This window comes from Achromobacter denitrificans NBRC 15125, assembly GCF_001571365.1.
GTDB lineage: Bacteria > Pseudomonadota > Gammaproteobacteria > Burkholderiales > Burkholderiaceae_B > Achromobacter > Achromobacter denitrificans.
This window is the reverse complement of record NZ_BCTQ01000050.1, coordinates 1-21,252: the sequence shown is the minus strand read 5'-3', so window position 1 is coordinate 21,252 and position 21,252 is coordinate 1. Positions and strand designations below refer to the sequence as shown.

22 protein-coding genes are annotated in these 21,252 nt (G+C 68.0%); 5 read left to right on the top strand and 17 right to left on the bottom strand.

The window, feature by feature from the left end; translation table 11 throughout:
* Window positions 1-9: 9 nt before the first annotated feature.
* Genes ADE01S_RS27625 through ADE01S_RS27610 form a run of 4 tightly spaced genes read left to right on the top strand, consistent with a single transcriptional unit; the run spans window position 10 to window position 2,409 of the window.
* Complete coding sequence (locus ADE01S_RS27625; protein ID WP_062684970.1) at window positions 10-474, top strand: GNAT family N-acetyltransferase; 465 nt, start codon at window positions 10-12, stop codon at window positions 472-474.
* A gap of 34 nt (window positions 475-508) precedes the next feature.
* Window positions 509-784 carry a lipoate-protein ligase small subunit gene (gene lplB / locus ADE01S_RS31680; RefSeq protein ID WP_062684969.1) on the top strand — a complete coding sequence of 92 codons (276 nt, stop codon included), beginning with the start codon at window positions 509-511 and terminating at the stop codon, window positions 782-784.
* A complete protein-coding gene (locus ADE01S_RS27615) occupies window positions 781-1,557 on the top strand; it encodes a lipoate--protein ligase family protein (protein WP_062684968.1) in 777 nt (258 codons plus the stop codon). Before lplB ends, ADE01S_RS27615 begins: the two co-directional genes overlap by 4 nt.
* Before the next feature lie 33 nt (window positions 1,558-1,590).
* A complete protein-coding gene (locus tag ADE01S_RS27610) occupies window positions 1,591-2,409 on the top strand; it encodes an RsiV family protein (RefSeq protein WP_062684967.1) in 819 nt (272 codons plus the stop codon).
* Window positions 2,410-2,591: 182 nt separating this feature from the next.
* Here the strand turns inward: ADE01S_RS27610 and ADE01S_RS27605 are convergent, their stop codons facing one another.
* The 17 genes from ADE01S_RS27605 to gabT all read right to left on the bottom strand — a co-directional run bounded on the left by ADE01S_RS27605 (window position 2,592) and on the right by gabT (window position 20,166).
* Complete coding sequence (locus tag ADE01S_RS27605; protein ID WP_062684966.1) at window positions 2,592-3,701, bottom strand: porin; 1,110 nt, start codon at window positions 3,699-3,701, stop codon at window positions 2,592-2,594.
* Window positions 3,702-4,045: 344 nt separating this feature from the next.
* Complete coding sequence (locus ADE01S_RS27600; protein WP_062684965.1) at window positions 4,046-5,335, bottom strand: Glu/Leu/Phe/Val family dehydrogenase; 1,290 nt, start codon at window positions 5,333-5,335, stop codon at window positions 4,046-4,048.
* 267 nt (window positions 5,336-5,602) lie between these two features.
* Window positions 5,603-6,544: a formimidoylglutamase gene (hutG, locus tag ADE01S_RS27595; protein WP_062684964.1), complete on the bottom strand. Its 942-nt coding sequence runs from the start codon at window positions 6,542-6,544 to the stop codon at window positions 5,603-5,605.
* Entirely contained in the window at window positions 6,541-7,302 is a 762-nt protein-coding gene (locus tag ADE01S_RS27590; RefSeq protein WP_165695656.1) for an amino acid ABC transporter ATP-binding protein, read from the bottom strand. The genes hutG and ADE01S_RS27590 overlap by 4 nt, the downstream gene beginning before the upstream one ends.
* 35 nt (window positions 7,303-7,337) lie before the next feature.
* Window positions 7,338-8,006, bottom strand: coding sequence for an amino acid ABC transporter permease (locus ADE01S_RS27585; protein WP_062684962.1), 669 nt, complete (start codon window positions 8,004-8,006; stop codon window positions 7,338-7,340).
* Window positions 8,003-8,746: a transporter substrate-binding domain-containing protein gene (locus ADE01S_RS27580; RefSeq protein WP_062684961.1), complete on the bottom strand. Its 744-nt coding sequence runs from the start codon at window positions 8,744-8,746 to the stop codon at window positions 8,003-8,005. Before ADE01S_RS27580 ends, ADE01S_RS27585 begins: the two co-directional genes overlap by 4 nt.
* A gap of 103 nt (window positions 8,747-8,849) precedes the next feature.
* Entirely contained in the window at window positions 8,850-9,596 is a 747-nt protein-coding gene (locus ADE01S_RS27575; RefSeq protein WP_062684984.1) for an IclR family transcriptional regulator, read from the bottom strand.
* Window positions 9,597-9,774: 178 nt separating this feature from the next.
* Entirely contained in the window at window positions 9,775-11,127 is a 1,353-nt protein-coding gene (locus ADE01S_RS27570; protein ID WP_062684960.1) for an amidase, read from the bottom strand.
* Between the two features lie 45 nt (window positions 11,128-11,172).
* Window positions 11,173-11,904, bottom strand: coding sequence for an ABC transporter ATP-binding protein (locus ADE01S_RS27565; RefSeq protein ID WP_062684959.1), 732 nt, complete (start codon window positions 11,902-11,904; stop codon window positions 11,173-11,175).
* Complete coding sequence (locus ADE01S_RS27560) at window positions 11,901-12,662, bottom strand: ABC transporter ATP-binding protein (RefSeq protein WP_062684958.1); 762 nt, start codon at window positions 12,660-12,662, stop codon at window positions 11,901-11,903. Before ADE01S_RS27560 ends, ADE01S_RS27565 begins: the two co-directional genes overlap by 4 nt.
* 3 nt (window positions 12,663-12,665) lie before the next feature.
* Window positions 12,666-13,559, bottom strand: a complete 894-nt coding sequence (locus tag ADE01S_RS27555) for a branched-chain amino acid ABC transporter permease (protein WP_062684957.1) — start codon at window positions 13,557-13,559, stop codon at window positions 12,666-12,668.
* Window positions 13,560-13,563: 4 nt separating this feature from the next.
* Window positions 13,564-14,439, bottom strand: a complete 876-nt coding sequence (locus ADE01S_RS27550; RefSeq protein ID WP_062684956.1) for a branched-chain amino acid ABC transporter permease — start codon at window positions 14,437-14,439, stop codon at window positions 13,564-13,566.
* Between the two features lie 25 nt (window positions 14,440-14,464).
* A complete protein-coding gene (locus tag ADE01S_RS27545) occupies window positions 14,465-15,700 on the bottom strand; it encodes an ABC transporter substrate-binding protein (RefSeq protein WP_228468252.1) in 1,236 nt (411 codons plus the stop codon).
* Window positions 15,701-15,819: 119 nt separating this feature from the next.
* Window positions 15,820-17,019: a CaiB/BaiF CoA transferase family protein gene (locus ADE01S_RS27540; RefSeq protein WP_062684954.1), complete on the bottom strand. Its 1,200-nt coding sequence runs from the start codon at window positions 17,017-17,019 to the stop codon at window positions 15,820-15,822.
* A 29-nt stretch (window positions 17,020-17,048) separates the two neighbouring features.
* Window positions 17,049-17,822 carry an enoyl-CoA hydratase/isomerase family protein gene (locus ADE01S_RS27535; protein WP_062684953.1) on the bottom strand — a complete coding sequence of 258 codons (774 nt, stop codon included), beginning with the start codon at window positions 17,820-17,822 and terminating at the stop codon, window positions 17,049-17,051.
* Complete coding sequence (locus ADE01S_RS27530) at window positions 17,819-18,799, bottom strand: aminopeptidase (protein ID WP_062684952.1); 981 nt, start codon at window positions 18,797-18,799, stop codon at window positions 17,819-17,821. The genes ADE01S_RS27535 and ADE01S_RS27530 overlap by 4 nt, the downstream gene beginning before the upstream one ends.
* Complete coding sequence (gene gabT, locus ADE01S_RS27525) at window positions 18,799-20,166, bottom strand: 4-aminobutyrate--2-oxoglutarate transaminase (RefSeq protein ID WP_062684951.1); 1,368 nt, start codon at window positions 20,164-20,166, stop codon at window positions 18,799-18,801. Before gabT ends, ADE01S_RS27530 begins: the two co-directional genes overlap by 1 nt.
* 164 nt (window positions 20,167-20,330) lie before the next feature.
* Between gabT and ADE01S_RS27520 the strand changes: the two genes are divergently transcribed.
* The gene (locus tag ADE01S_RS27520) at window positions 20,331-21,029 is read left to right on the top strand and encodes a GntR family transcriptional regulator (RefSeq protein WP_062684950.1); all 699 of its coding nucleotides are present in this window, start codon (window positions 20,331-20,333) and stop codon (window positions 21,027-21,029) included.
* The last annotated feature ends 223 nt before the right edge of the window (window positions 21,030-21,252 follow it).

The window sequence follows — 21,252 nt, the reverse complement described above, 5'->3', positions numbered from 1 at the left end:
GGAGCCGCCATGCCCGACCCGCAACTGGTGTTCCGCCGCGCGCGCGTGGGAGACCTGCCCGGCATCGTCGCGCTGCTTGCCGACGATGAACTGGGCGCGAAGCGCGAAAACCCCGCCCTGCCCCTGGACCCGCGCTATACCGCGGCCTTCGCCGCCATCGCGCAGGATTCGAACCAATTCCTGGCCGTGGTCGAACAGGATTCGCGCCTGGTCGGCTGTTTGCAGTTATCGTTCATACCCGGCCTGTCGCGGCTGGGCCAGTGGCGCGGGCAGATCGAGAGCGTGCGCATCGCCTCGTCGTCGCGCGGAGCCGGCCTGGGACGCGCCATGTTCGAGTGGGCGATCGAGCAATGCCGCATCCAGGGCTGCGGGCTCGTGCAGCTGACCACGGACCGCGCCCGCCCCGACGCGCGCCGGTTCTATGAAAGCCTGGGTTTCGTCGCCAGCCACGACGGCATGAAGCTCAGCCTGTAATCTCTACACCGATTTGGATTTGCAAGGAGCGCCCATGCATGGCGAATACAAGGTCCCCGGCGGCAAACTGGTCGTCGCGGATGTAGAAGTGCGCGACGGCCGCCTGGCCGATGTGCGCATCAGCGGCGACTTCTTCCTGGAGCCTCCGGAAGCCCTCGAAGCCATCAACCGCGGCCTGACCGGCATGCCGGCCGACGCCGGCGAGCTGGAATTGGCGCTGGCCGTGCAATCGGCCCTGCCGCCCGAGGCCGAGATGTTCGGCTTCTCGGCGGAGGCCGTCGCCGTGGTGCTGCGGAGGGCGCTGGCATGACGCGCACCGACTGGAACGACTACGGCTGGGAACTGATCCACGAAGGCCCGCAGCCCCCCGCGCTGCACATGGCGCTGGATGCCGTCATCACCGACGAAGTGGGCGCCGGCCGACGCCCGCCCACGCTGCGCATCTGGGAATGGTCCGCGCCCGCCGTGGTGATCGGCCGCTTCCAATCGCTGAAGAACGAAGTCGATCCCGAAGGCGCCCGCCGCCACGGCATCGAGGTCGTGCGCCGCGTCAGCGGCGGCGGCGCCATGTTCATCGAGCCCGGCAACTCCATCACCTATTCGCTGAGCGTGCCGCAGGCGCTGGTGCATGGCATGAGCTTCCAGGAGTCCTACGCCTTCCTCGATGCCTGGGTGCTGGCCGCGCTGCAGGGCCTGGGGATCAAGGCCTGGTACCAGCCGCTCAACGACATCGCCTCGGACATCGGCAAGATCGGCGGCGCGGCGCAGGCCCGCCGTTCCGGCGCCGTGCTGCACCACGTGACGATGTCCTACGACATCGACGCCGATAAAATGGTGGAGGTGCTGCGCATCGGACGCGAGAAGCTGTCGGACAAGGGCACCACCAGCGCGAAGAAGCGCGTCGACCCGCTGCGTACCCAGACGGGGCTGGCGCGGGACGTCATCATCGAGCGCATGGTGGAAACTTTTGCCGGACTGCATCGTCTCACCCCGGGACAGGTGGGCGAGGCCACGCTGGCGCTCGCGCAGGCGCAGGCCGACGAAAAGTTTTCCACGCCGGAGTGGACGGGCGTCGTCCCCTGACCGGCCACGTCCCGATTCTCTGGAGGTAGTTCAATGCGTCGCACGTTCACGCCGCGAGGCGCGATTAGCGGTCTGATCCTGGGTGCAGCCGTCCTGGCGCTGGCCGGCTGCGGCAGCACGCCGCCCGCCGACATCACCCTCGCCCCGCAATCGTCGCCGGCCGCCTCCACGCCGGAGAAGGTCGGCGACCTGGCCACCGAACGCATCAAATGGGCCTCGAACAAGCCCGGCTGCGAGGGCGATTGCCCCCGCATTGAAATCGACAGCGTGGCCTTCCCCGGCATCCCCAAGCTGACGGCCCTGGTGGACCACGTGCTGGCCTACATGACCGGCACCGACGCCAACCGCCGCGGGCCCTACGACACGCTGTCCGAATACACGCAGTACTTCTGGGCCACCGCCCGCCCGCGCGACGCCACCTACTTCAAGGCGAGCGTGAAGGACACGGTGGGCGACGTCGTCTCCATCGAACTGCATACCGAGCAGTTCCTGACCGGCGCCGCGCACGGCATCCCGGCCACGCAATACCTGAACTGGGAGCGCGGCCGCGGCCGCGTGATGAGCCTGGAAGATGCCCTGATTCCGGGCCGGCATGCGCAATACGTCGCCGCCTTGCAGCGCGCGCACGCCAAATGGCTGGAGCAGAATCCCGATGCCCGCCGCGATCCGGCGGCCTACGGCAAGATGTGGCCGTTCCAGGAAAGCGACAACTTCGCGCTGACGCGCGACGGCATCGTGGTCAAGTACGACGCGTATTCCATCGCGCCGTACTCGCACGGCGAGCCCGAGCTGCATATCCCCTACGCGGACCTGCGCGGGATACTGAAACCGGAATTGCTGCCCCAGTCTTGAGCCATCCCGGCAGGCGCCAGGCCTGTCAGGGAACGGGGTTCGGGTGAGCGGACTGGGAGTGGAGCTAGGGAGGTGGCCGCCTTTTTCGCGTCTGTGGCCGGGTAAGACGCCCAATCCGCTCAGTGCAACCGCGGCTCGGCGCAAGGGGCGGCGCTTGCGCGCCGCCCGCTCGTGCCCGCGCCTTAGAAGCGGTGGCGGACGCCCACGATCGCCACGGTGCTCTTCACGCCGTCGGTGAAGGCGAAGTTGGTGGCGTACGAGCCCATCGCGTACAGGTTGGTACGCTTGGACAGGTTGTAGGTGTAGCCCAGGCTATAGACGTTCATGGTGGCGTCGTCGCCCGTCAAGGCGTCGCTGTCCGGATCGGCGCGCTGCCACGAGGCCAACAGGTTGCTGGCGCCGCCCAGCGGCACGCTCAGGCCGACCAGGTAGGAATTCGCCTTGAAGCCGGAAACGGCCACGTTGGTGCCGAAGCCGCGGGCTTCGGGGCTGCCGCTGCCGAAGGCGTTGGCGCCCTGGCCCGTGAACCAGCCGCCGCGGGTCTGGCCGTAGGCCAGCGCCAGCTTCACCACTTCGAAGTCGTACGAACCGCCCACCATCCAGGCCTTCGGCGTGGCGTCGGTGTTCAGCTGGCTCGCCGGGTTGAGCTGGTCGTAGGTGACGGCCAGGTTCAGCGGGCCGCTCACGTAGCGCAGGCCGGTGGTGATGGCGCGCGTATTGTCGGCGGTCCGGAAGCCGGTCTGCGCGGCGGTCGTGTCGGCGGCGTTGAACGAGTAGCCGATGCCGAACTGCACGCCGCTGAACGACGGCGTCGAGTACTGCACCATGTTGTCGTAGCGGACCGTGTTGGCGGCGCTGAAGGCCACGCCCACGTTGGCCTGGCCGTAGCTGCCGCCGAACGGGTCGATCGCGGCGAAGTACTTCGACGCGATGTTGGTCTGGCGGCCCAGTTCCAGCAGGCCCCACGAATCGCTCTTCAGGCCGACGGTGGCTTGGCGGCCGAACAGGCGGTTGCTCTGGCCCGACTGGCCGTTGGCCGAGTTGAAGCCACTTTCCAGCGTGAACACGGCGCTCAGGCCGTCGCCCAGGTCTTCGGCGCCGCGCAGGCCCCAGCGCGAACCGCTGGATACGCCGTTGGCCATGCCGACCTTCGATTCATGGTAGTTGTCGCCCTTGATGCGCTGGTAGCCCACGCCGGTGTCGATCAGGCCGTACAGCGTCACCGAGGTTTCCGCCTGCGCCGTGGCGCCGAACGCGGCGAGAATGGCGGTGGCGAACAAAGTCTTTTTCATTGCAAATTCCCGTTGATTGAACAGACATGCGCGGGCGGGCTCGCATCGCGGGCGGCGCTCCCGGCACATGGCAGGAACGAATTCTAGGGACGCAATGTGTCAGTTCGTGAAAGGCAAGCTGGGAGATTCCCTGAATCGCGAAAACCACGGGATTCTGTGGCGCGGGGCCGACACGGCAAGGAAAAGCCCGCTGGCGCCTACGGCTGCAACATGGGTATGCCCGCCCTCCCCGCCAGCACGGATCGCGGCCGCCGCGCCAATGAAAATCGCCCCTTGCGGGGCGATTTTCGTTTTGTCTCCTTGCCTCCTCGGCGACGCGTCGGAAACGCGCCGCCGTATCGGAATCACGGATAGAGGCCGCGCACCTGGCGCGCCTGCAGGATCCGCGTGCAAGCGACGATGAACGCCGCCGTGCGCAGGGTGACCTTGTGCTCGCGGGCCACTTGCGACACCGCCGCGTAGGCTTCGCGCATGAGGCGCTCCAGGCGCTGGTTGATCTCGTCCTCGCTCCAGAAGAAGCTGGAGAAGTCCTGCACCCATTCGAAGTAGCTGACCGTGACGCCGCCGGCATTGGCCAGCACGTCCGGCACCACGTACACGCCGTGCTCGGCCAGGATGTCGTCCGCTTCCGGGGTCGTCGGGCCGTTGGCGCCTTCCACCACGATCTTGGCGCGCACCTTGGCCGCGTTTTCCACGGTGATCTGGCTTTCCAGGGCGGCGGGGATCAGGAATTCGGTTTCCAGCGTCCAGAACTCGTTCTTGTCCATGGCCTGGCCGCCGGAGAAGCCGCCCACGCCGCCGTGTTGCGACACGTACGACAGCAGCTTGTGCACGTCCAGGCCCTCGGCGTTGTGCACGGTGCCGGTGTGGTCCTGCGCGGCGATGACCTTGGCGCCGGCTTCATGGAACAGGCGAGCGGCGGTGCCGCCCACGTTGCCGAAGCCCTGCACGACCACGCGCGCCTTCGACACGTCGATGTTCAGGTCGCGGGCGGCCTCGCAGCCCACGACGAACACGCCGCGGCCCGTGGCTTCGACGCGGCCCAGGCTGCCGCCCAGCGCAATCGGCTTGCCGGTGACCACGCCGGTGGCGGTGGCGCCTTCGTTCATGGAGTACGTGTCCATCATCCAGGCCATGGTCTGGGCGTTGGTGTTCACGTCGGGAGCGGGAATGTCCTTGGCGGGGCCGATGATGACGCCGATTTCGGAGGTGTAGCGGCGCGTCATGCGCTCAAGTTCGGACTGCGACAGCTTGCGCGGATCGACGCGGACGCCGCCCTTGGCGCCGCCGTAAGGCAGGTTCACCGCGGCATTCTTGATGGACATCCAGGCCGCGAGCGCCATCACTTCGGACAGCGTGACGTCCTGGTGGAAACGCACGCCCCCCTTGCCGGGGCCGCGCGAGGTGTTGTGCTGCACGCGGTAGCCCTCGAAGTGCGCGATGCTGCCGTTGTCGAGTTCGATCGGCACGTCGACGATCAGCGAACGCTTCGGACGCTTCAGGGTTTCAACCCACCGCGCCAGGGAACCGAGATACGGGGTGACCCGATCGACTTGTTGCAGGTAATTACCCCAGGGGCCGAGGTCATCGGCATTCAAATACGACGGCAAGGCATGGGTGGGAGTTTGAGACATGAGCACGCTCTCCTGACTAGGTTGCGCCAATTTTATCCGCGAAAAATATAACGTCCCCAATTAAAAAGAAAAATATTTAATTGGTGACGTATCAATGTTGCGGACACCTGACGGGTCGCAAGACCGGCCCTACAGCTGGTCCTATCCTAAGCCGCCAGCAAGCGTGCGTCCAGCCCATCGGCCGTATGCAGGACCCGTCCCCATCAATGCAAAAGGGCGGCTCCCCGGCAGGGAACCGCCCTCTTTTGCGCCGCGCCGACCCGCGGCTCAGCCGGCGATCAGCTGCCAGGCCAGCCGGGCGGCCGCGCGGGCGCCATGGCCGTCGACGTCGTAGCCGGGGTTGTATTCCGCCATGTCGGCCAGGCGCAGCTTGCCGCTGGCCTTGACTCGCAGCACGATCTCCTCGACCACCGCCAGCGGCACGCCGTAGGGCGCGGGCGCCGAAACGCCCGGCATGACCGCCGCGGGCAGCACGTCCAGGTCTATCGTCAGGTAGACGTGGGCCGCGCCTTCCAGCAGCGCGTCCACGTCCGCCAGGCGGGCCTCCAGGTGGCGTTCCTGCATGTCGCGGTCCTCCACCCAGAACGCGCCGATCTCGGCGGCCCGGGCGTACAGCGCGGGCGTATTGGCCAGGCGCGACACGCCCAGGCAGGCGTACTGCAGGGACTGGCCGCGCGCTTCGCAGTCGCGGGCGATCTGGTCGAACGGCGTGCCCGAGCTGCCAGGCCGTCCGGTGCGCAGGTCGAAATGCGCGTCCAGGTTCAGCACCAGCACGGGCCCCGCGTCGCCGCGCGCCCGCAGCCAGCGGGCCAGGCCCTGGAAGCTGCCCCAGGCGATCTCATGCCCCCCGCCCAGCACGACGGGCCGGGCGCCTTGCTCCATCAGTTCGGCCAGGCGCAGGCCCAGGCGTTCCTGGGCGTCTTCCAGGAGGTCGCCCTCGCAGGCCACGTCGCCCGCGTCCAGCAGGCGGGTCAGGCCGTGCGCGGGCAAGCCCGCCAGGAACTTGCGGATGCCGGCGGGGCCGCCCGCCGCGCCGACCCGGCCCTGGTTGCGGGCCACGCCGGCGTCGCAGGCAAAGCCCAGCAGCACCGCCTCGCCCGCTCGCAGCTGGCCGGCGGCCGCTTCGACGACGTGCGCCAGACGGCGCGTGTCGCCCTGCTCGGCGCTGTCGTCCCGCGCCTTCCAGAGACTTTTGTCCAATACGCTCATGCCGCCGCTCCCGGCGACGCGCTCAGCACCGCCTGGAGGAATTCGCGGGTGCGCGCTTCGCGCGGCTGGCTGAAGATCACTTCCGGCGGGCCGGATTCCAGGATCACGCCGCCGTCCATCACCGCGACCATGTCGGCCACGTCGCGGGCGAAGCCCATTTCGTGCGTCACCACCATCATGGTCATGCCTTCGCGGGCCAGCAGCTTCATCACCTGCAGCACTTCGCCCACCAGTTCCGGGTCGAGCGCCGAGGTCGGCTCGTCGAACAGCATGACCTTGGGCTGCATGGCCAGCGCGCGGGCGATCGCCACGCGTTGCTTCTGGCCGCCCGACAGGCTGGCCGGCATGGCCGACATCTTCTGGCCCAGGCCGACCTTGGCCAGCAGGTCGGCCGCCAGCGCATTGGCCTCCTCGCGGCCCATGCCGCGCAGTTTGCGCGGGCCGATGGTCACGTTGTCCAGCACCGACAGGTGCGGAAACAGGTTGAAGCCCTGGAACACCATGCCCACCTGCATGCGCAGCTGGTTCAGCTCCGCCTCGGGCAGCAGCTTGCCGTGGTCCAGCAAGGTCTGGCCGCAGATGTCCACGGTGCCGGCCTGCGCCACTTCCAGGCCGTTGCAGCAGCGCAGCAAGGTGCTCTTGCCCGAACCGCTGGGGCCGATCACGACCACCACCTGCGACGGCAGCACGTCGAAATCGATCCCGCGCAGCACGGCATGGTCGCCGTAGGACTTCTGCAGGCCGCGGATGCGGATCATTTCTTGCGGGCCCGCGGCCCGGTTCGTCGCGGCGTTCATTGCACCATCCCTCCCGCGCGCAGGCGATGTTCCACCTTGCGCAACACCAACATGGTGACCGTGGTCAGGACCAGATAGATCAGCGCCACCACCAGATACGTTTCCAGCGAGCGGTAAGACACGCTGATGATTTTCTGCCCTTCGTGCATCAGGTCATGGATGGTCAAGAGCGACACCAGGGCCGAATTCTTGATCAGCGCGATGAACTCGTTGCCCAGCGGCGGGATCATGCGCACGACCGCCTGCGGCAGCACGATGATGCGCATGGCCTGGCCCGAGGACATGCCCAGCGAACGGGCCGCCTCGGTCTGGCCGCGGTCCACCGACTGGATCGCGCCGCGCACGATTTCCGACACGTAGGCGCCGGAGTACATGCCCAGGCCGAGCACGCCGCAGGCGAACGCGGGCAGCGTGATCCCGAAATGCGGCAGGCCGAAGAACCAGATGAACAGCTGCACCAGCAGCGGCGTGCCGCGAAACAGCAGCAGGTAGAGGCTGCACAGGTTGTAGATGACGTAGCGGCGCGGGTTGAGCCGGCCCACGCCGACCAGCAGGCCGATGACGCAAGCCAGCAGCAAGGCCCCGGCGGTCACCTCGACGGTGACCGCCGCGCCGTTCATCAGCGCGCCGAAGTCGGCGAAGACAGGGGAAAAATCCAGGTTCATTTCGCCGGCGCCTCGAACCACTTGTTCACGATGGCCTGGTAGCTGCCGTCAGCCTTCAGCTTCTGCAGCGCGGCGTTCAGGTCGCGCGTCAGCTCGGGCTTGTTCTTGGGCACGGCAATGCCGTAGTCCTCGGTGGTGATCTGCTCGTTCAGCACGGTCAGGTCGGTCGTGCTCTGCGCGAACAGCTTGGCGGCGGGCTTGCCCGTCACGGCGGCTTCGGCGCGGCCGATCTGCACCAGGTTGAACATCTCCTGGTTCTTCTCGACTTCCACGCGCTGCACCGAGGGATAGTGTTCCTTCAGGTAGTTCACCGACTTCGTGCCGACCTGCACCGACACCTTGCGGCCGTCCAGGTCCTTCAGCGTCTTGACCGGACCATCCTTCTTCGTCATCACGACCAGGCCGCCCGCATAGTAGGGATCGGTGAAGTCCACGACCTTGGCGCGCTCGGGCGTGATGTAGATGGCGGACACCGCGATGTCGGCGCGGCCGGCCTGCAGGGCGGGAATCAGGCCCTTGAAGTCGATGTCGATCCATTCGACCTTCTTGCCCATCGCGCCCGCCAGGGCCTCGACCAGCTCGATGTCGAAGCCCGTGCGCTTGCCGTCCTTGACGAATTCCATCGGCGGGAAGGTGGCGTCGGTGACGGCGCGGATGGTTTCCTGGGCTTGCGCGGAACCGGCGGTCCAGGCCAGGCCCAGCGTGAGGGCGGCGGTCAGCAGTGTGCGGCGAGTGGTCATGGTGGATCCTATGGAAAGTGGATACGGCGGTGGTTACTGCGGTCGATGGGTTCGGGTACAGCGTGGAATTCAGGGAAAGCGTGGAAGGCCGCGGCGGGCGGCCTCAATGGACCTGCAATTTCGCCGAGATGCGCCGGGCGGCCGCCACGGTCATCTCGATGAAGGCCTCGGGCCGCTGCGCGGCCCGCGTGGAAGGCGCCATCAGGGTGATCGAGGCCACGGCCTGGTTGGCGCGCTGGAAGATCGGCACGCTCACCCCCCAGACGCCGGCGTCGACCTCGCTGTCGGTCACGGCGTAGCCCTGCTCGCGGATCGCGTCGAGCTCCTTGCCCAGCCTGCCCGCGTCCACCCCGGCCTCGGCCGCGAGGTAGGCCAGCGCGGCCTGCAGGCGCGCCAGCGGCATGAAAGCCAGCAGCGACTTGGCGGAGGCGCCGCGCGCCAGCGGCAGGCCGCGCCCCTTGGTAAAGGAACAGCGCAGCGGATGCTGGCTTTCGACCATGTCCAGGCACACGGCCTGGTCCTTGACGGCGACCAGCAGGCCGATCGTTTCGCCGGACGCGGCGGCCAGCGCCGCCATGTCGGGCTGCGCTTCGTGGATCAGGAACGAGGACTGGTCGAAACCCCAGGCCAGCTGCACGCACAACGGACCGGGCCCGTACTCGCCGTCATGCTCGGCGACGAACCCCCAGCGCTTGAGCAACGCCACCTGCCGGTACAGGGTGCTCTGCGCCAGGCCGGTTTCCTCGGCCAGCGCGGCAATGCTGAGCGGCCCATCGTGCCGGGCCAGCGTGGCCAGCACGTAGAGCACGCGGTCCGCGCCCGCCCCGACTGATTGATCCGCTTTCACTATTTGGCTCCAAACTAACGGAGCGCAGATTATCAATTTATGGTGTTACTACAGGTTTTTATTCCCGAATATTGAGAATAATTCGGGAAAACCCCAAAAACAGGGCGGAAAAAAGCGCCCCCAGGGGGCGCTAAGCAGGCGGCGCGTCCGACGCGCCGCGCCGCGGCGTCGGTCGGCGCGCTCAGGGCTGGTGGGCGGTGGACCCCAGGATGCGCTCGGCGCAGCGCGCCCAGTACAGCAGGCGGGCATCCTCCTTGACGAAGCCCACCATCTGGAACCCCAGCGGCAGCCCATTGGGGCCGCGCGCCACCGGCAAGGTGATCGAGGGGTTGTGCAAAAGGGACCAGATGCGTATGAAGGCCGAGCTGCCGGTGGTGCTGGCCGGCGGAGCCTCGCCCAGGGTCGACGGCAGCGCTACGGCGTCCACGTCGCGGGCGGCATCGTAGAACGCGCGGCGGCAGCCGTCGGCGGCGTCCAGCGCGGCCGCGTACTCCGCCGCCGACAGGCCCTCGCCCATGGTCAGGTAGTCGATGAGGCCCGGATCGCACAGCGCGGCATGGTCCCGCTTGATCGCGGCGTACTCGCGCGCCAGGTCGTAGGCCATGATCACATCCTGGGCCTCTCCCATGGTGTCGAAGGCTGGCGGCATGACCAGCTCGGTCACTTTCACGCCGGCCGCGGACAAAGCCCGCAGGTTGGCCTCGAAGCTCTCCCGCATGCAGGCGTCGGCCTGCGCCCAATCCTTGGGACGCCAGACGCCCACGCGGAAATCGTTGCGCAGGGGCGCGGCCGGATCGAACCGGGGATCGCCGGTAAAGGCGCGCATGAAGAGCGCCGCGTCGTCCACCGACCGCGCGATCGGGCCGATGACGTCCAGCACGCGCGAATAGCGGCGGATGGAAACATAGGGGATGGCGTCCAGCGTGGGCTTGAACCCCACCGCGCCGCAGAAGGCGGACGGGCGCAGGATGGAGCCCGCCGTCTGCGTGCCGATGGACAGCGGCGTCATGAAATCCGCGACCGCCGCCGCGGAACCCGCGGACGAAGCCGCCGGCGTACGGCTCAGGTCGTGCGGATTGCGCGCCGGCCCCGGCAGCATGATGGCATGGCGCGACACCGTGTTCTTGCCCAGCACATTGAAGCCCAGTTCATGCGCCTGCGCCACGACGGGCGCGTCGGCGGCGGGCTGGCGCCCGGGAAAGATCTCCGGATCGCCCAGCTCCGTCGGCATGTCGGCCGTATCGATGGTGTCCTTGATGCCCAGCGGCACGCCGTCGAGCAGGCGGCGGCGGCCGTGGCGGTCCCATTCGCGGGCACGGGCCAGCGCATTGTCGGCGTCCACCCTCACCCAGGCGCGCACGCCGTCGTTGCGCTCCTGGATGCGATCCAGGCAGGCGCGCGCCCAGGCCTCGCAGGTCAGCGTGCCCTGCTCCAGCGCGGCCAGCCCCTGCAGGGCGGTCAAGGCGGCGGTGGCGCTGGGCGCGGAACGGCGCGCGACGCGCGCCGGGGAAGCTGTCGTATCGGGGAAAGACAAGATGGAACTCCTTGAAGTCGATGAAGGACCGCCGCGCGCGCCGCCTCAGGCCGGCGCGGCGCCGCCTTGCGGATGGCCGCCCCGGCCGATGTAGAGATCGCTCATGTGCTGGTTGGCCAGCAGCGCCTGCCCCGTATCGGTCAGCACGATGCGGCCGGAATCCAGGATGTAGCCGCGGTCGCTGAAGGCGAGCGCCTGGCGGGCGCGCTGCTCCACCATCAGCACGCCCACGCCGATCTCGGGCAGGCGCCGCACCTCGGCGAACACCTGCTCGGTCAGCGCCGGGGACAGCGCGGCCGAGGGTTCGTCCAGCACCATCAGGCGCGGCGAGGACATCAGCGCCCGGGCGAAGGCCAGCTGCTGGCGTTCGCCGCCGGAGAGGTTTTCAGCGTGCGTCCTGCGCCGCCCCGCCAGCGCGGGGAACAGATCGAACATGTCGCGGATGCGCTGCTCGCGCCCCTGCACGTGCTCGACCACCTGCAGGTTCTCCAGCACGGTCAGCGCGCCGAAGACATTGCGCACCTGCGGCACGTACGAAATGCCGACCCGCACCCGCTCTTCCACCGGCAGCGTCAACAAGTCCCGGCCGTCGAACGCCATGGTGCCGGCAATGCGCGGCAGCAGGCCCATCACCGCCTTGACCAGCGTGGACTTGCCCGCGCCGTTGGTCCCGGCGATGGTGACGATTTCCCTGGGCGCTACCGTCATGTCGATGCCGGAGACGATATCGACTTCGGCATAGCCGCCGGACAGGCCCTGCATGACGAGCAGACTCATATCACTCCCCCCATGTACGCTTCGCGCACCTGTTCGTTGGCCAGGACACCGTCCGGCGCCCCCTCGGCGATGACGCGCCCCCGGTCCATGACGTACATGCGCGGCACGATCCGCGACAATTCGTCCAGGTTGTGCTCGATGATGGCGACCGTCAGGCCGCGCTGGTTCAGTTCCACGATGCGCGCGGACAGCTCCTCGATCAGCACCGGATTGACGCCCGCGAAGGGTTCGTCCAGCAGGATGCAGCGCGGCTCCAGCATCAGCAGCCGCCCCAGTTCGAGCAGTTTTTTCTGGCCGCCCGACAACTTTCCCGCCGGCTCGTCGGCCACTCGCGACAGATTGAGGAAGGCCAGCAGCTCGTGCACGCGCTCCGCGTTGCGCGCCTCCTCGCGGGCGACCTCGCGCCGCGCGAAGACCAGCGACGCGAGCTTCTCGCCGCGCTGGTCGGGCGCGGCGGCCATCATGTTGTCGAAAACGGTCAGCTGGCTGAACTCGCGGGGCACCTGGAACGTGCGCGCCAGGCCGCGGCGCACGCGCTGGTGCACGGCGACGCCCGTGATGTCCTCGCCCGCGAACCGCACCGTGCCCGCGCTGGGCGGGATGTAGCCCGTGACAACCGAAAACAGCGTGCTCTTGCCCGCGCCGTTGGTGCCGATGAGGCCCACCAGCTCGCCCTTGCGCACCTCCAGCGACACGTCGTCGAGCGCCTTGAAGCCACCGAAGCCGGCGCTCAGCCCATTGATGGAAAGCAGCGTCATGCCCTATCTCCTGCGCGTCGAGGTGTTGCCGAAAATGCCCTGGGGCCGGTACAGCACCACGCAGATGAGCGCGATGCCGATGATGCCGATGCGCACGCTGGCCATCTGCACCTCGGAAATGCCGCCGACGAAATCGCGCACGAACCGCGATCCCTCCAGGAAACCGACCAGCAGCACCGTACCCGCGACCACCCCGCTCAAGCGCCCGACGCCGCCCAGGATGATGGCGATCCAGATGTAGAACGTGATCAGGGGCACGAACTGCTCGGGACTGATGAAGGTCAGGTAGTGCGCCTGGAAGGCGCCCGCCAGCCCGGCCAGCCCGGCGCCCAGCATCAGGGAGCGGGTCTTGAACCGGGCGGGGTCCTTGCCCAGCGCGCGCACCGCCACCTCGTTGTCCCGCACCGCCTCGATCACGCGCCCGAACGGGCTGCGGATCACCAGGTGGATCAGGAACAAGGCGCCCGCGTTGACGACCAGCAGCAGCAACATGATCCAGAGGTCCACGGTCTGCGGCGAGGCCCAGCCGGCGAACAGGCGCGGGATTCCCGGCAGCCCGTGCATGCCGCGCGTCAGCCATTCCTCGGTCTGCAACATCATGCGCACCGACTCCGAGAAACCCAGGGTCACGATGGCCAGGTAGTCGCTGCCCAGCCGCAGGGCGATCATGCCCAGCGGATAGGCCGCCAGCGCCGCGAAGGCCGCCGCCGCTGCCATGGACACGGGCACCGGCACGCCCTTGAGCGACAGCAGGGCCGAGGTGTAGGCGCCGATGGCGAAAAAGCCGACGTGCCCGAAGTTGATCAGTCCGGTGAACCCGTAGTGCAGCGACAGGCCGAAGGCCAGCAGCATGTAGATCAGGATCCCGATGGCGATTGCAATCAGATAGGCTTCCATGATTTCACCTCGCCGCCATCGGACGGCCGAAGATTCCCTGGGGACGCAGCAGCAGCACGCACAGCAGCACCGCGAACGCGAACACGATCTTGTAGGCAGGCCCGACCACCAGGCTGGCGACCTCCTGGGCGATGCTGAACACCATGATCCCGACGATGGCGCCCACCGGATTGCCGATGCCGCCCAGGATCACCGCCGCGAACATGGGCATGAGCAGTTCCCAGCCCAGCTCCGGTATCACCACCGCCTTGATGCCCAGCAGCACCCCGCCCAGGCCGCAGTACGCGCCGGCGATGCTCCACAGCGTGATCATCACGCGCCGTCCCCGGATGCCGCTGGCCGCCGCGAGTTCCGGGTTGTCCGCCACCGCCCGCATGCGCCGCCCCGTCGGCGTCAGGTGCATCAGCGCGAACACCAGCGCCAGCGCCGCGAGCGCGGTGCCCAGGATGTAGAGGTCCGTTGGCAGGATGCGCACGCCGCCGAAGTTCCAGGCGCGCATCAACGGCATATCGAAGGTGTACTGGTCCTGCCCCGCGAAGAAAGTGATCGTGCTGCGCAGCGCGAAGGCGACGCCGATGGACGCGATCAGGCGCGAGACGTTGGAGCGGGACTCCAGCGGCCGGAACACCCAGGCGTAGAAGAAAAGGCCGACCGCGGTGGTGGACGCGACGGCCGCCAGGCCCGCGGCCAGCATGGAGCCGCCCGCGAGCGCCTGGGTGAAGACGGCGACGTAGGCGCCCAGCGTCATGTAGTCGCCGCTGGCGGCATTGGGAAAGCGGGCGATGCCGAACACCAGCGTGATCGCCAGTGCCGGCAAGGCCAGCAGCATCCCGATCACAACGCCGTTGATCGCGGCGTTGATGACGGTGATTGCATCCATTCTTGTGTTCCCCTTGGTTCTTTGGTCAGACCTGGCCGGCGATGACTTCTTTGAGCACCAGCTTGCCGTCGCGGATGTCGAAGACGCCGAAATCGGGCACGGTCTCGCCCTGCTTGCCGAAATCCAGCCGCGAGGAAGCCCCGTCGTAGTCCACCGCCTTGCCGGCGCGCAGCAGCGCCTGGCCCTGGGCGAAACCGCTGACCTTCTCGCCGCCGCCCTGCGCGGTCACCGCGCGGATCTTGCCGTTGACGGCGGCCACGTCGGCCGTGGCGCCGGCCGCCTCGATGGCCAGCGCCAGCGTGATCACCATGTCGTAGGACTGGGAAGCGAAGATGTCCGGCTCGCGCTTGGTGCGTTTGCGGAATTCCGCGGCGAAGTGCTTGTATGCCTCGTGCTCGTGCGCGGCGACGTTCGAGATCGAAATGATGCCCTCGGTGGCTTCCTTGCCCAGGGCCTTCACCAGATCCTCATTGGCGGTCCAGCCGGGCATGATGAACTTGCAGTCCTGGCCGGTCTGGAACCATTCCTTGAGGATGATGGTGGCGTCGGGCCGGTAGGCGCTCAGCGAAATCACGTCGGGCTTGGAAGCCAGCACTTTGGTGAGTTCGGTGCGGTAGGTGGTCTGGTTGGGTTCGTAGACGGTGAACGCGCTGACCTTCCCGCCCTTCTCCTGCCAGGCGTCGCGGAAATAATTGGCCTGGCCGACGAAGGTGGAATTGTTGAAGGCCATGACCGCCGGACGCTTGAAGCCGCGCTGGCGCGCCACTTCCGCGAAGGCGCGGCCGAACACGGCGTTGGAGGCCTGGAACATCCAGGCCAGGCCGTTCTTGTTTTCGGTCAGCATTTCGGGCGCGCCGCAGGTATTCATGGTGATGAGCCCGGCGGCGTTGGTGATCGGCATGGCGGCCAGTCCCACCGAGGAAGGCCAGATCCCCACCACCGCCTCGACCTTGTTGATCTCGATCAGCTTCTTGACCGCCAGCACCGCCGCGTCGGGCTTGGTCTGATCGTCTTCGGCGTAGAGCTGGATCTTGCGGCCGGCCGCGCCTCCCGCGGCGTTGACCTCATCGATGGCGATCTTGATGGCTTCCAGCATGGCCGGGCCATAGGGACCGCCGACGCCGGTGATGGAGTTGAGCGCCCCCAGCCGGAACGGCTGGGCCGACTGCGCCCGGGCCAGGGAGGGAATGGCGCCGCAGGCGGCCAGCGCGGCGCTGGCCGCGATGAATCCGCGGCGGGAGAGATGGGTGGGCTGTGTCATGAAGGTTCCTTGCGGCGTGAACATCATTGTTCAACTTCGAATAGCCGCCAGCGTGCGCGACGCCGGCGTCCCCTTGGAGCTTGGATGCGACTTCGATACTGCCTGCTGCGGTTTTCCGGCTACGCGATGACTCCTCTGGCACGCATGCCGGCAATCCTCTCTTCCGGCACGCCAAAGCGCCGCAGCACCTCGTCGGTGTGCTGCCCCATCAGCGGCGCCGCCGTGCGCAAGGCGCCGGGCGTGCGCGAGAACTTGGTCGGGATGCCGATGGTCTTCATCGTGCCCAACGCGGGGTGCTCCAGTTCCTGCACCATGCCGCGCGCCAGGTAGTGCGGGTCCTGCATCGCCTGGCCGAAATCGTTGATCGGGCCGCAAGGCACGGAAGCGCGCTCGCAACGCTCGATCCACTCGGCCGCGCCGGCGCGCGCGAACTCCGCTTCCAGGATGGGCTCCAGTTCGGCGATGTGGGTCAGGCGGTCGGAGTTGGTGACGAAGCGCGGATCGGTGATCAGCTCGGGGCGCTCCAGCACGTCCGCGCACAGGCGTTCCCAGGTGCGCTGGTTGGCCGCGCCTATCATGATGTAGCCCTGGCGCGTGCCGAACGCCTGGTACGGCGCCGACACCCGGTGCCGGCTGCCCGTGCCCTCGGGCACCGTGCCGTCGGCGAAATAGGCGGCCGCCTCCCACACGAACCAGGGCAGGCCGCATTCCGCCAGCGCGATGTCGATGTGCTGGCCTTCGCCGGTCTTCATCTGGTGGATGCAGGCGGCCAGGATGGCGTACACGGCGGTCAGGCCCGCGCCCACGTCATAGATGGCGATGCCGGATTTCAACGGCCGCCCGCCGGGCTCGCCCGTCATGCTCATGATGCCGCTCATGCCCTGGGCCACCAGGTCGAAGCCGCCCTTGCCCGCGTAGGGCCCGGTATGGCCGTAGCCGGAGATCGAGCAATACACCAGGCGCGGATTGATGCGCGACAGCGTGTCGTAGTCCACGCCCAGCGACTTGGTCACGCCCACCCGGTAGTTCTCCACCACCACGTCGGCCCAGCGCGCCAGGTCGTACAGAACTTCCCGCGCCTCGGGATCCTTCAGGTTCAGCGCCACGCCCTGCTTGTTGCGGTTGATCTGCGCGAAACAGGTCGATTCGCCATTCACATAGGGGCCCATCTCGCGGGAATCGTCGCCGGTGCCGGTCTTTTCGACCTTGATGACCTCGGCGCCCAGGTCGGCCAGCACCATGGTGCAATACGGGCCGGCCATGATCTGCGAGAGGTCCAGGATCTTGATGCCGGCAAGGGGGGATGCAGCTTGAGTCATAAGCAATCCGTCTCGGGTCGGTGGCCGGCTCAGCGGCCGATGAATTCTGGAATGCGCTTGGCGGCGAAGGCCTCGCGGCCGCGCCGGTAGTCCTCGGTGCCGAAGCAGGCATAGGCTTCGCCGCGCTCGGCGTCGGTCAGCGGCCGGCCTTCCCGCAACTGGCCCACGAAACGCTTGTGCCAGCGGTTGACCAGCGGCGCGGCCGCGGCGATGCGCCGGGCGGTGGCGTAGGCTTGCTCGGCCACCCGCTCGTCGTCCACGATGCGGCTCAGCAGGCCCTTGCTCATGGCCTCGTCGGCCCCGAAGATATTGCCCTCCAGCAGGATTTCCAGGACACGCGCGGCTCCGATCACGCGGACCAGGTCGCCCAGTTCCTGGTGATCCACGGTCAGCCCGATCCGGTTCACCGGAATGCCGTAGCGGCTGTTGCGCCCGCCGATGCGGATATCGCACAGCGCGGCCAGCTCCAGCCCGCCGCCCACGCACACGCCTTCGATGCAGGCCACCGTGGGATGGCGCAGGTGCTTGAGCGTGTCCGTCATGGACAGTGTGAACAGGGCATATTCGGCCGCCTGCGCCGCGCCGTCGCGGTCCTCCTCGAAGCCGCCGATATCGCTGCCCGCGCAGAAGGCGCCGCCGGCGCCGCGCAGCACCACGCAGCGCACCGCGTCGTCGGCGTCCAGTTCGCGCATGACCCGGCCGAACTCCCGGTACATGTCCAGCGTGAACGCATTGCGCTTTTCCGGGCGGTTCATCAGGACGGTGGCCACGCCGTCGGGGTCGCGGCTCAGGTCGATGCTCATGCCGCCTCCCCCAGCCGCAGCTCGGTGCCCTGCAGCACCACCCGGCCGTCAAGCGCAAGCGTGGCGTCGGTCACGATGGTGTCGTAGTGGGCGGCCGCCTTCACGGTGCCGCCAATGTAGAGGCTGGTGCCCAGCGCCAGCTGGATCGATCCGTAGACCGATTCGTCCGACAGCATGGTGCCATCCAGTTCGCAGCGCGGGTTCATGCCCACGCCCAGCTCGCCCAGGTTGTAGACCAGCGGATCGTTGAAGCTGGCCAGCAGGTCCCGGAACTGGCGCGCCACCGCGCCGCCCTCGATCGCCACCGCCATGCCCTTCTCCATATGGATGCGCACCGGCTCGTCGCGGATCAGCGACACGCCCGGGATGCTGGCGTTGACCACGATCACGCCCTCGGCCGTGCCTTCCACCGGCGCCAGGCTGGACTCCAGGCAGTAGCCAGCGGAAATGTCCGTGGTGTTGGCGAAGCCATGCAGCGCCCGGCCCCGTCGCCCGGCGATGCTCATCGTTACGTCGGTGCCCAGCGCGCTGGTGACCCGCGCCGTGTCGGCCCGGGTCAAGGCGTCGGCCAGGCCCTCGATCTGCGGACGCAGGGCGTCGAAATCCGCCTCCCAGCCTTCCGCCAGGAAGAAATCCGGCTGATGCGATTCGGGCAGCACGATCACGCCCACGCCCGCCCGGGTCGCCTGCTGGCGGGCATCGGTATGCGCGGCGTTGGCCCGCGTCAGGGCGATGACCAGATCGGCCGCCTGCATGGCCTGGGCCACCACCGGCGACAGCTGCCTGCCGTGGCGCGCAGATCCGGCGATCTGCAGCAGATGCAGGCCCGCGCCCGATTCGTCCACCGCGATGGCCAGCGGCTCGACGTTGTGGTGGGTGTGCAGGTCGTACAGCACCAGCACTTCCATTCCCGGGCGCGCCGCGCCCAGCTGGCTGACCACCTTGCGCGCATTCTTCAGTTTCAGCAGCGTATGCATCAGGCGCTCCTCGCGCCGGCGGCGACTTTTCCATCGGCCTGCCGCTGGGCATCGGCCACCGCGCCTTCGAGGATCTCCAGGCCGCGGGCCAGTTCCTCGTCGGTGATGCTCAGGGGAGCCAGGAAGCGGATCACATTGCCGTGGAAGCCGGCCTTCACCAGCACCAGCCCACCCTGATAGGCAGACTGCACGATCCGGGCGGCCAGGTCGCCGGCGGGCTCGTCGCTGCCGCCCCCCCGCACCACCTCGAACGCCACCATGGCGCCCAGGCCGCGCACGTCGCCCACGATGCCGAATCGATCGGCCCACGCGGCGAAGCGCTCGCGCACCCGTGCGCCGACATCGCGGGCGCGAGCCGCGTAATCCTCGCGGCGCATGACCCCGATCGTGGCGAGCGCCGCGGCGCATGCCAGGGGATTGCCGCCATAGGTGCCGCCCAGGCCGCCCACGCCGGGCGCGTCCATCAGGTCGGCGCGCCCCACCAGCGCGGCTATCGGCAAGCCGCCGCCCATGGACTTCGCCAGCGTGTAGAGGTCCGCCTCGATGCCCGCGTGCTGGGTGGCGAACCATTCGCCGCTGCGGCAGAAGCCCGACTGGATCTCGTCGGCGATCAGCACGATGCCGTGCTGCGTGCAATAGGCCCGCAGCGCCTGCAGGAAGGCGGGCGGCGCGGCATGGAAACCGCCCTCGCCCTGGATCGGCTCGATGATGACCGCGGCCACCTGTTCCGGCGTGATCTCGGTTTCGACCAGGCGGCGGAACGCCTTGAACGCAGCCTCCGCGCATTCGGCCTCGCTCAGGCCGGAACGGTAGCCGACGGGAAACGGCGCCCGGTACACCTCCGGCGCGAAGGGGCCGAAACCGCTCTTGTAGGCCGGCGCCTTGGCCGTGAGCGACAGGGCCATATAGGTACGCCCGTGAAAGGCGTTCTCGAACGCCACCACCGCCTGCCTGCCGGTTGCGCGGCGGGCGACCTTGACGGCGTTTTCCACCGCCTCGGCGCCGGTAGTCTGCAGCATGGCCTTCTTGGGCCAGGCGCCCGGCACCAGCGCGACCAACGCCTCGGCCAGTTCGATGTACTCCGGGTACATGACGATGTTGAAGCAGGTGTGCAGGTAGCGCTCGGCCTGCGCCTGGACGGCCGCCACCACCTCGGGATGGGCGTGGCCCACGTTCAGCGTGCCGATGCCGCCGGCGAAATCGATGAAGGTATTGCCGTCCAGGTCGGTCAGCGTGGCGCCGGCCGCGCGCGCCGCGAACACCGGCGGGCCATTGGCCACGCCCAACGCTACGGCGGCATTGCGCCGCGCCTGGTAATCCCGGCACTGCGGCCCGGGAAGTTGTGGGGACTGCACGGCGTCTTTCATTGCCCGAAGCTCCTTGGATGAGTGGGTGCTGCGACGAAGTGAAGCCACTATATTCTTGTGCGTTTTATTGTGTCAACAATAATTTACAAACTAGCATTCTAAATTGTGCACAATCTTGAGTTCAAAATAGTGCTATGCTTGGCGCACTCCAACCAGGTGCCTACATGCCCGATAAACGCGCGACATCCCCTGCCGACGCCGCCACCAAGGAAAAACGGAAGGCGGCCTCCACCCACGAAGTCATTCAGGATCTGCGGGAACGCATAGCCTCCCAGGCGCTGCTGCCCGGCACCCGCGTGCCGGAAGAAGATCTCGCGCAGGCCTATGACATTCCACGCGCCAAGGCGCGCGAAGTGCTTGCGACGCTGGAAGACCGGGCGCTGGTGGAACGGGTCCCGAACAAGGGCGCGGTAGTGGCCTTCGTCGACATGGAAACCACCTACCGGCTCTATCAGGTGCGCGAGGCGCTGGACGGCCTCGCGGTCCGGCTGGCCATCGCCAATGCCACTCCCGCGGACTGGGAGGCCATGCAGGCGCTGCTCGGCGAACCGTTCGAGCAAAGCCTGAAGGATGGCGACATCGAGGCCCACGTGGCCACGATCGAGCAATTCCGCAACCACATCAAGACCTTGGCGCGCAATCCGGTGCTGAGCGACATGATCGAACGCATCTACGACCGCACCCGCGTGTCGATGCGCCGCGTGGCCTTGCTGCCGGGTCGTTCGGAGATGGGGATCAAGCAATACCGCGCCCTGCTGGACGCGATGGTTCGCGGCGATGCCGACGAAGCCGAGCGCTGCGTGCGCGAATTGAACGGCAGCGCCCGCGACTACATCGAGCGCTACAAGAACTACGTCATCTGACGACGCGGCGGCCCGGCCCCTTGCGGGCCGGCCGCCGCGAACCCGCGCTCAGGGCGCGGCGGGTTCGTCGTAATTATTGAGTTTCACCCCGGACACCCCCTTGACGGCGGGAGACGCCGACGGCGCGGGAGCGGGCGCCGGAGCCTGGGCTTCGGCGGGCGCCGCGACGGGCGCGGCCGCGGTGCCGGCCGCCGCATCGGCGGGGCCGCCGGCGCGGCGCTTG

What these genes read in the sequence shown, in the direction of transcription:
- ADE01S_RS27625 (WP_062684970.1), top strand. Translation starts at nt 10, where the DNA reads ATGCCCGACCCGCAACTGGTGTTCCGCCGCGCGCGCGTGGGAGACCTG.
- lplB (WP_062684969.1), top strand. Translation starts at nt 509, where the DNA reads ATGCATGGCGAATACAAGGTCCCCGGCGGCAAACTGGTCGTCGCGGAT.
- ADE01S_RS27615 (WP_062684968.1), top strand. Translation starts at nt 781, where the DNA reads ATGACGCGCACCGACTGGAACGACTACGGCTGGGAACTGATCCACGAA.
- ADE01S_RS27610 (WP_062684967.1), top strand. Translation starts at nt 1,591, where the DNA reads ATGCGTCGCACGTTCACGCCGCGAGGCGCGATTAGCGGTCTGATCCTG.
- ADE01S_RS27605 (WP_062684966.1), bottom strand. Translation starts at nt 3,701, where the DNA reads ATGAAAAAGACTTTGTTCGCCACCGCCATTCTCGCCGCGTTCGGCGCC.
- ADE01S_RS27600 (WP_062684965.1), bottom strand. Translation starts at nt 5,335, where the DNA reads ATGTCTCAAACTCCCACCCATGCCTTGCCGTCGTATTTGAATGCCGAT.
- hutG (WP_062684964.1), bottom strand. Translation starts at nt 6,544, where the DNA reads ATGAGCGTATTGGACAAAAGTCTCTGGAAGGCGCGGGACGACAGCGCC.
- ADE01S_RS27590 (WP_165695656.1), bottom strand. Translation starts at nt 7,302, where the DNA reads ATGATCCGCATCCGCGGCCTGCAGAAGTCCTACGGCGACCATGCCGTG.
- ADE01S_RS27585 (WP_062684962.1), bottom strand. Translation starts at nt 8,006, where the DNA reads ATGAACCTGGATTTTTCCCCTGTCTTCGCCGACTTCGGCGCGCTGATG.
- ADE01S_RS27580 (WP_062684961.1), bottom strand. Translation starts at nt 8,746, where the DNA reads ATGACCACTCGCCGCACACTGCTGACCGCCGCCCTCACGCTGGGCCTG.
- ADE01S_RS27565 (WP_062684959.1), bottom strand. Translation starts at nt 11,904, where the DNA reads ATGAGTCTGCTCGTCATGCAGGGCCTGTCCGGCGGCTATGCCGAAGTC.
- ADE01S_RS27560 (WP_062684958.1), bottom strand. Translation starts at nt 12,662, where the DNA reads ATGACGCTGCTTTCCATCAATGGGCTGAGCGCCGGCTTCGGTGGCTTC.
- ADE01S_RS27555 (WP_062684957.1), bottom strand. Translation starts at nt 13,559, where the DNA reads ATGGAAGCCTATCTGATTGCAATCGCCATCGGGATCCTGATCTACATG.
- ADE01S_RS27550 (WP_062684956.1), bottom strand. Translation starts at nt 14,439, where the DNA reads ATGGATGCAATCACCGTCATCAACGCCGCGATCAACGGCGTTGTGATC.
- ADE01S_RS27545 (WP_228468252.1), bottom strand. Translation starts at nt 15,700, where the DNA reads ATGACACAGCCCACCCATCTCTCCCGCCGCGGATTCATCGCGGCCAGC.
- ADE01S_RS27540 (WP_062684954.1), bottom strand. Translation starts at nt 17,019, where the DNA reads ATGACTCAAGCTGCATCCCCCCTTGCCGGCATCAAGATCCTGGACCTC.
- ADE01S_RS27535 (WP_062684953.1), bottom strand. Translation starts at nt 17,822, where the DNA reads ATGAGCATCGACCTGAGCCGCGACCCCGACGGCGTGGCCACCGTCCTG.
- ADE01S_RS27530 (WP_062684952.1), bottom strand. Translation starts at nt 18,799, where the DNA reads ATGCATACGCTGCTGAAACTGAAGAATGCGCGCAAGGTGGTCAGCCAG.
- gabT (WP_062684951.1), bottom strand. Translation starts at nt 20,166, where the DNA reads ATGAAAGACGCCGTGCAGTCCCCACAACTTCCCGGGCCGCAGTGCCGG.
- ADE01S_RS27520 (WP_062684950.1), top strand. Translation starts at nt 20,331, where the DNA reads ATGCCCGATAAACGCGCGACATCCCCTGCCGACGCCGCCACCAAGGAA.